The following is a 7799-nucleotide window of genomic DNA, read 5'->3' as shown; positions in this document are numbered from 1 at the left end:
GCTCCTGCTCCCGGGCCGGGAAGTCGGGGCCCGCCGCGCCGCGCCGGGCCCGGTTCCGCAGGAACGCGAGGGTCGTCGCGAAGGACTCGTACTCGCCGACCGCCCGCGCGGCCGGCGGGCCGTACGTCCGGGCGGCGAACGCGCGGGCCATCTGCCGGGCGCGCATCGACGACAGCGCGACCGGCTCGGCGGGGGCGAGCCAGCCGGCCGCCGCGTACGCCGGGAGCTCCCCGGATATCGTGCGCAGCTCGCGCTGCCGGCTCCACACCGCCAGCCAGGTCAGCAGGCCGAAGGCCGGGACCATGAGCGCCCCGTACACCGCGTAGAAGGCCAGCGGGCCGCCCACGGTGGCCGAGCCGTTCCAGGTGGCGTGCAGTCCCATGGCGAGCAGCAGTCCGGTCAGCGGCAGCAGCACCCGGCGCAGCCGCTTCCCGCGCGGCGCGAGGGCGGCGAAACCGAAGCCGATGCCGGTGAGCACGGTGAACAGCGGATGCGCGAACGGCGACATCACGACCCGTACGAAGAAGGTCGCGGCGGTCACCGAACCGAGGCCGGTCGAGCCGAACTCCTGGTCCTCGCCGAAGGCGTTGCCGAGATAGAGGATGTTCTCGGTGAAGGCGAAGCCGGTGGCGGTGAAACCGGCGAACACGACCCCGTCGACGAGCCCGCCGAAGTACCTCCTGCGGAACAGGAACAGCAGCAGGATCGCGGCGGCCTTGGCGCTCTCCTCCACCACCGGGGCGACGACGGTGGCCCCGAGGGTGTCGGCGGAGTCCGGATCGGCCGTGGCCGTGGCGATCCAGCGGACCGCGAAGGAGTTCGCCAGGATCGCGACGAGCGCGGCGGCGAAGGCGCCCCAGGCGAACGCGAACAGCAGGTTCTTCCAGGGGCCCGGCTCGACCCGGTCGAGCCAGCGGAACGCCGACATGAGCAGCGGTACGGGAAGCACGGCGAGGCCCAGGCCGACGAGGAAGCCCTGCGTGCCGGTCTGCTCGCGGACCAGCGCCAGGATGACCAGGGCGCAGAGCGCGAGCAGGGTGACGACGGCGACCGCGCGGACCAGCCGGCTGCGCCAGAAGGCCCGGCGGGGCCGGTAGCGCCACTGGGACCGGTCGACGGCGGCGGGGAAGGCCGGCTCCTCGGCGTCCCGGTGCGGTACGGGAACGGGTCCCTCGACGGGAACGGGTCCTTCGACGGGAACGGGGTTCGACACGTGATCGACCCTAACGACCCGCACCGACAGCGGGGCTACTTCCTCCGGAAGAGCAGATCGTGCACGACGTGCCCCTTGTCGAGGCCCTGCCCCTCGAAGCGGGTGAGGGGCCGGAAGTCGGGGCGGGGCGCGTAGCCGCCGTCGGCCTGCGTGTTCTCGTAGTCCGGGTGCGCGGAGAGCACCTCCAGCATCTGCACGGCGTACTCCTCCCAGTCCGTGGCGCAGTGGAGCACGGCCCCGGGCTTCATCCGCGGCGCGAGGAGGCTGAGGAATTCGGGCTGGATGAGCCGGCGCTTGTGGTGGCGGGCCTTGGGCCACGGGTCCGGAAAGTAGACCCGGCAGCCGTCGAGGGTGGCGTCGCCGAGCATCTCGCGGAGCAGGATGATCGCGTCGCCGTTGGCGACGCGGACGTTGGTGAGCCCGTTGCGGTCGGCGAGCCCGAGGAGATTGCCCTGGCCGGGGGTGTGCACGTCCACGGCGAGGATCCCGGTCGCGGGATCGGCGGCGGCCATCTGGGCGGTCGCCTCGCCCATCCCGAAGCCGATCTCGAGGACGACGGGCAGTCCGTCGAACATCTCTTCGAGGTCGAGGACCCGCTTGCCGTCGATGTCGAGCCCCCAGTCGGGCCACCGCTTGAGCATGGCCTCGGCCTGCCCGTACGTGACACGGCTGCGGCGCGGCTGGAAGCTGCGGATCCGCCGCTCGTGATGGGCCCCGGCGGGATCGGGCATGGGCCCCTCGCCGGGGGCGAACATCCGACTGCCGCGCCGCGGGGCGGGCTGGACGGGGTCGGCGACGGGCTGCGGGCCGTTCTCAATCTGCTCAGACACAATGCGACCAAGTCTACGGCGGGACCCCAGAAACCCCCTCCGCCCGTGTGGACGGCGGGCTACAGCCGCGCCAGCGCCCGCCCCGCGACCTCGCGCCCGATCGGCAGCGAGGCCGTAGCCGCGGGCGAAGGCGCGTTCAGGACGTGCACCGTCCGCGCCGCCTCGCGGATCAGGAAGTCGTCGACGAGCGTCCCGTCCCGCAGCACCGCCTGCGCCCGCACCCCCGGCGCCGCCCGCCGCAGGTCGGACTCCGACACGATCGGCAGCAGCCGCCGCACCGCCTCCGTGAAGGCCCGCTTCGACACGGACCGGTGCAGTTCCCCCGCCCCGTACCGCCAGTGCGCACGCGCGATCGCCCACGAGCCGGGCCACGCCAGGGTGGCGCCGAGTTCGCGCGGGCGGACGACGGACCAGCCGTACCCCTCCTTCGCGAGCGCCGGGACCGCGTTCGGCCCGATGTGGACGCCGCCGTCGATGCCCCGGGTCAGGTGCACCCCGAGGAACGGGAAGGCCGGGTCGGGGACGGGGTAGACCAGACCTCGGACCAGCGACGGGTCCGCGAGCTCGTAGTACTCCCCCCGGAAGGGGACGATCCGCATGCCCGGGTCGTCGCCCGCGAGCCGCGCGATCCGGTCGCAGTGCAGCCCCGCGCAGTTGACCAGGACCTTCGCCCGCACCACACGCCCGTCGGCGGTCCGCACGGCCACCCCGAACGACCGCCGGTCGACGGCGACGACCTCCGCGCCGTACAGGATCCGCGCCTCGGAGGCCTCGGCGAGCCGCTCCGCCACCGCCCCGTAGTCGCAGATGCCGGTCGTGCCGACGTGGATCGCGGCGAGACCCCGCACCCGCGGCTCGTACTCGCTGATCTGCGCCGGGCCGAGCTCGCGCACGGGGATGCCGTTCTCCCGGCCGCGCTGCACGAGCGCGTGCAGCCGGGGCAGCTCCTCGCGCGCGGTGGCGACGATGATCTTCCCCGTCACCTCGTGCGGAATGCCCCACTCCGCACAGAACTTGACCATTTCGGCCGCGCCCTCGACCGCGAACCGCGCCTTGAGCGACCCCGGCCGGTAGTAGATCCCGCTGTGGATCACCCCGCTGTTGCGTCCGGTCTGGTGGCGTGCGAGCGCGTGCTCCTTCTCCAGGACCGTGACCCGGGTGCCGGGGGCGGCACGCGTCACCGCGTACGCCGTCGAGAGACCGACGATCCCACCGCCGATCACCAGAACGTCACAGTCAAACACCAGCGCCACCTCCCACCCCGATAGTGCACTGGCCCACTGACAATGCCGCTAAACGCCCACACCGTGGGACGTGCGTCACGTCGGATCCGTCACGCCGGAGCGACGAGCAGCGGGCGGGCCCGCTCCCGCAGCTCCATGACCCGCGGCTCGTCCCCGTACGGTTCGAGCCGGTGCAGCAGGTCCCGTACGTACTCGGTCGTCCGCGCCGAGGAGATCCGCCCCGCCACCTCCACCGCGCGCGTACCGGCCGCGCAGGCCGCGTCCAGGTTGCCCGACTCCAGCTCGGCCACCGCCGACACCACCAGCCGCAGCCCGTGCGAGCGGACGAACTCCTCCGTCGGCCGGGACAGCGCCTGCTCGGTGAAGCGCCGCACCTCGCGCGGCATCCGCAGGTCCCGGTAGCACTCGGCGGCGTCCGCGCAGAACCGGTCGTACGAGTAGAAGCCGAGCCAGGTCGGGTCGGCGTCGCCCTCCCGGGAGCGCTCCAGCCAGCCCTCGGCGGACTTGAGCGCGGCCGCGGCGGCGGCCCCGTCGCCGGCCTTGGCGTGCGCGCGGGCCTCGACGAGCCGGAAGAAGGACATGGTGCGGGCGGTGGCGAGCCCCCGGTTGCGTTCGAGGGCGGCCTGGGCGAGGTCGACGCCCTCGTCGGCGAAGCCCCGGTAGGTGGCCTGGAGGGACATGGAGGCGAGGACATAGCCCCCGAGGGGCACGTCGGCTGCGGCGCGGGCGAGCCGGAGGGCCTGGATGTAGTAGCGCTGGGCGGCCTCCTGCTGCCCGGTGTCGAAGGCCATCCAGCCGGCGAGCCGGGTGAGCTCGGCGGTCGCGCCGAACAGGTTCCGGCCGACCTCGTCCGAGTACGAGCCGAGCAGCAGCGGCGCCGCGTCCACCCGTAAGCACTCGGGGACCATCGACGAACGCCAGTCGCCGCCGCCGTACTTGGAGTCCCAGCGGCGGGCGTCCTCGGCGGCCTCGCGGAGCTTGGCGACGTCGCTGTGGCCCACGCGCACGTGTTCCGCGGCCGACGCGCCCGCCGCGCCGACGCCGACGGGCCGCGGGGCCTCGCGCTCCACCGACGGGTCGGCGGGCGTTATCAGCCAGCGGGACGCGGGCGTCGCGTACGCGCTGACCGCGAAGGACCCGGCCAGCGACTGCCAGATGCCGCCCCCGCCGGCCCGCCGGCCGGCGAGATCCAGCCGGTACAGATCGGTGGCCGAGCGGACCGCCTCGCCCACGTCGCGCGGGAAGGCGAGCCCCACCTCGGGCGCCGGGTCGGCGTCCGCGAGCCCGATCTCGTGCAGCGGCACGGGCCGGCCCAGCTTCTGCCCGATCGCGGCGGCGATCAGATGCGGCGCGGCGCCTTGCGGCACCATGCCCTTGGACACCCACCGGGCGACCGAGGTCTTGTCGTAACGAAGCGTCAATCCCCGTTGCGCACCGAGGTCGTTGACGCGCCGGGCGAGCCCGGCGTTGCTGATTCCCGCGAGGGCGAGAACCGTGCCGAGCTTTTCGTTCGGCCCGCGTTGCTCCCTGGACATGACGCCACCCCTCGACCACCCAGACGGCCGCCACGACGCCGGGCATAGGCGTGCGGCATTCGTAAACACAGCGTAGTTCGCCGCATCCCCACCGTTAAGGGGCGGTGTTCCGTATGGCGAGATTGTTGTGTGACCGTGCGACCGGCGGGGTCGGCGGAGCGGCTCGTGCTCCCGCCGTGTGGCCGTGCGCCCGGCCGTGCGCTCTCGTCCGGCCGGCGGGGGAGCGCTTCCATGAATATCGCGTGGGTCGGCCCGCTCGGCCGGGAACGGAGTCCCGGACCAGTGGGCTGGGGGACACCGCCGCCCCATTCCCCGCGGGCGGCGGTCGGTGCCGGGAGGCGGGAGCGCCTCCCGGGCCGCCGGTGGCCGGCGTCCCGCCCGGACGGCCGTCGAAACCTCCGACGGGGGTCGATATTTGGCCGAATGACGCCGGTGCGCAGCCGATCTTCAACTGGCCCATGCCAGGGGCGCATTCGGCTTTCGCGCGCGTGCACCCGGACCCCGCCCCGTGCGCCGTTGTCGTGGCAGCATGTCCTCCACCGAAACGGATGTGGAGGCGCCGATGCGATGGCTGGTGGGCTGGAGCAGTGTCGCCGCGAGCTTCGCAACGGCCGCGGGGGGCCGGGCGGGGTCGGTGAACGGCGCGTACGCCCCGTCCTCTCCGTACGACCCCGGATACGCCCCCGGCCCCGACCGCGCGGCCGAGGGGCGCACGGTGCAACCGGTGGGCGCACAACTCCTGTGGGGCGACCCCGATCCGCTGTGGGCGGTCGGCGACTGGCGTCCCGACGAGGTGCGCGTGGTGGCCGTCGACGACCACACCCGCCTCGCCGTCCTCGGCTGCTGCGCCGCGAGCGACGAGGAGCTGCGGATCGGCCTGCTCACCGCGCGCGGGGGCGCGTTGCGGCACCTGACCGCCTGGCCCGGCAGCTACACCGCCGTCGTGAAGACCGGCCGCCGCGTCACCGTCACCGGCGACCTCGCGGGCGCCCGGCCGGTGTTCCACACCCCGTGGGCGGGCGGCACCGCGTACGCCACGGCCGCCCTGCCGCTCGCCGACCTCGTCGAGGCCCAGCTCGACATCGGCCACCTCGCCGCCCTGCTCGCCTGCCCCGAGACCCCGGAGGCGCTGCGCGACTCCACCCCGTACGAGGGGGTGCGGCGGGTGCCGCCAGGACACGCGCTGATCCTGCGGGAGGGCTCGCGCGAGATCACCGGCTACGAGCAGGTGGCCTCGCTCGCCGTCGCGGCGCCCGAGACCGACCCCCGGCAGGCCGTCGAAGGGGTGCGGGACGCCCTGATCGAGGCCGTACGAGCCCGGCTCACCGCCCCCCGGCACGCGCCCGAGACGCCCCTCCCCGACCCGGGCCCGGTCCCCGGCATGGGACCGGCCGACCGGCGCGCGGCCCGGGGCGCGGGCCCGGCGCCCGGCATCGGCGCCGACCTGTCCGGCGGCAGCGCCTCCGGCACGCTCGCCCTGCTCGCGGCGGGCCTCCCGGGGGTGCCGGGCACGATCACCGGACACGGCACGGGCGCGGGGGAGCGGCTGCTCGCCGTCACGTTCAACGACCTGGCGACGAGGGCCGGTGCGCGGCGTACGGCGGAGCTGGAGCGGGCGCGGGAGATCGCGGCGGACCCACGCCTTCACCACGTCGTCGTCGCGGGAGGCGAGGAGGCGCTCCCGTACGCCGCCCTGGACGGCCCGCTCACCGACGAGCCGGGGCCCGCCCTGGTCACGGCCGAGCGGCACCGCAGGCGGCTCGCGGGCGGCAGCGCCGACCACTTCACCGGCATGGGCGCGAAGCAGGTCCTGGACGCGCACCCGGCGCGCCTCGCCGATCTGTTGATGGACCGCAGGCGCCGCTCCCTGGTGCGTCCGGTGACGGCGCTCGCGAAGGCCTCGGGGCCCTCGGCGGGCTCGCTGCTCGTCCCGCTGACGGTGTACCGGGCGGCGCGGAAGCTGGCCCGCACCCCGTACCGCACGGGTCTGGAGGCGGCGGCGAGGCGGGTCCTGGAGGCGAACCGCACGGCCCCGGACGGCTTCGGTCCCCTGGAGGCCTCGCTCTCCGCCCTCACCTGGTCGCGGCCGGGCCCGGCGGCGCGCTGGCTGACGGGCGAGGCCCTCGCTGAAGTATCGGTTCGCCTGAACCGGGCGGCGACCCTCCCGGCCTCCGTCCAGCGCCCCGGCGAGGCACGCGCGCGTGCCGCCCTCGCCCGCGCGGCGGCCGACCACCGCGTCCTGGAACAGGCCGCAGAGATCCGGGGCCAGCGCCTCCACGCCCCCTTCCTCGACAACCAGGTCGTACGGGCCTGCCGCGACCTCCCCGAATCGCTCCGGGTCCAGCCGGACGCCCGGGCCGGCGTCCTGCGCACGGTCCTCTCCGGCGCCGGCGTCCACGACCTCCCCCCGGGCTGGGGCGCCCCCCACCCGGCCGTCCCGGCCGCGGCCACGCGCGCGGGCCTGCGCGCGGCGCTCCCGGAACTCCTGGCCCTCTTCGACGCCCCGCTCCTCGCCGACGCGGGCCTGATCGACGCGCGCGTCGTCCGCAAGGCCCTCCGCGCGGCGACCGACGGCGCCGCCGTCCCCCTCGACGGCCTCGCCGACCTCGTCTCCACCGAACTCTGGCTCCGCCGCCTCCTCGCCCGCCGGGGATCCTGCTGGACCAACACGACCGAACCCCGGGCCCACCGCGCGGTCCAGGGCCCCCTGATCCCGACGTCCCGCTCGCTGCCGGCCTGAGAGCCGGCCCGAGACCGCGCCGCACGGCGGATCGGCGCGCCGCACCGGTGCCTTCTCAGGGACCCACCGGGGTAAACCCCGAGGCGCATGTCATACCCGCCCGACACAATGGGTCGGTGCGGTATCTCATCCTCGGCACCACCGAGGCCCTTCGTCCCGACGGCACCCCGCTCCCCCTCGGCGGCGCCCGGCTGCGCGCGCTGCTCGCCGCGCTCGCGCTGCGCGGCGAGCAGCGCG

At 75.1% G+C, this 7799-nt stretch carries 5 protein-coding genes; 1 reads left to right on the top strand and 4 read right to left on the bottom strand.

Features of this window, described 5'->3' with window-relative positions:
• From CCN56_RS23150 to CCN56_RS23135, 4 genes are all read right to left on the bottom strand, one after another.
• The coding region (locus CCN56_RS23150) for a PrsW family intramembrane metalloprotease (protein ID WP_256962100.1) at window positions 1–1213 on the bottom strand (1213 nt) is incomplete at its 3' end.
• A gap of 35 nt (window positions 1214–1248) precedes the next feature.
• Window positions 1249–1968, bottom strand: coding sequence for a tRNA (guanosine(46)-N7)-methyltransferase TrmB (trmB, locus tag CCN56_RS23145; protein WP_086829634.1), 720 nt, complete (start codon window positions 1966–1968; stop codon window positions 1249–1251).
• A gap of 134 nt (window positions 1969–2102) precedes the next feature.
• Window positions 2103–3287: an L-2-hydroxyglutarate oxidase gene (lhgO, locus tag CCN56_RS23140; RefSeq protein ID WP_041130364.1), complete on the bottom strand. Its 1185-nt coding sequence runs from the start codon at window positions 3285–3287 to the stop codon at window positions 2103–2105.
• Window positions 3288–3376: 89 nt separating this feature from the next.
• Window positions 3377–4822: an MFS transporter gene (locus CCN56_RS23135; RefSeq protein ID WP_086829632.1), complete on the bottom strand. Its 1446-nt coding sequence runs from the start codon at window positions 4820–4822 to the stop codon at window positions 3377–3379.
• Between the two features lie 562 nt (window positions 4823–5384).
• Here CCN56_RS23135 and CCN56_RS23130 point away from each other — a divergent pair.
• Window positions 5385–7562, top strand: a complete 2178-nt coding sequence (locus CCN56_RS23130) for an asparagine synthase-related protein (protein WP_086829630.1) — start codon at window positions 5385–5387, stop codon at window positions 7560–7562.
• Window positions 7563–7799: the final 237 nt, after the last annotated feature.

Source organism: Streptomyces sp. NRRL B-24572, assembly GCF_002156145.1.
Classification (GTDB): Bacteria; Actinomycetota; Actinomycetes; order Streptomycetales; family Streptomycetaceae; genus Streptomyces; species Streptomyces vietnamensis.
The sequence above is the reverse complement of the archived record's forward strand: the minus strand, read 5'-3'. Positions and strand labels throughout refer to the sequence as shown.

Coding starts and splice junctions, on each gene's coding strand:
- CCN56_RS23135 (WP_086829632.1), bottom strand. CDS start 4,822: ATGTCCAGGGAGCAACGCGGGCCGAACGAAAAGCTCGGCACGGTTCTC.
- trmB (WP_086829634.1), bottom strand. CDS start 1,968: ATGTTCGCCCCCGGCGAGGGGCCCATGCCCGATCCCGCCGGGGCCCAT.
- CCN56_RS23130 (WP_086829630.1), top strand. CDS start 5,385: ATGCGATGGCTGGTGGGCTGGAGCAGTGTCGCCGCGAGCTTCGCAACG.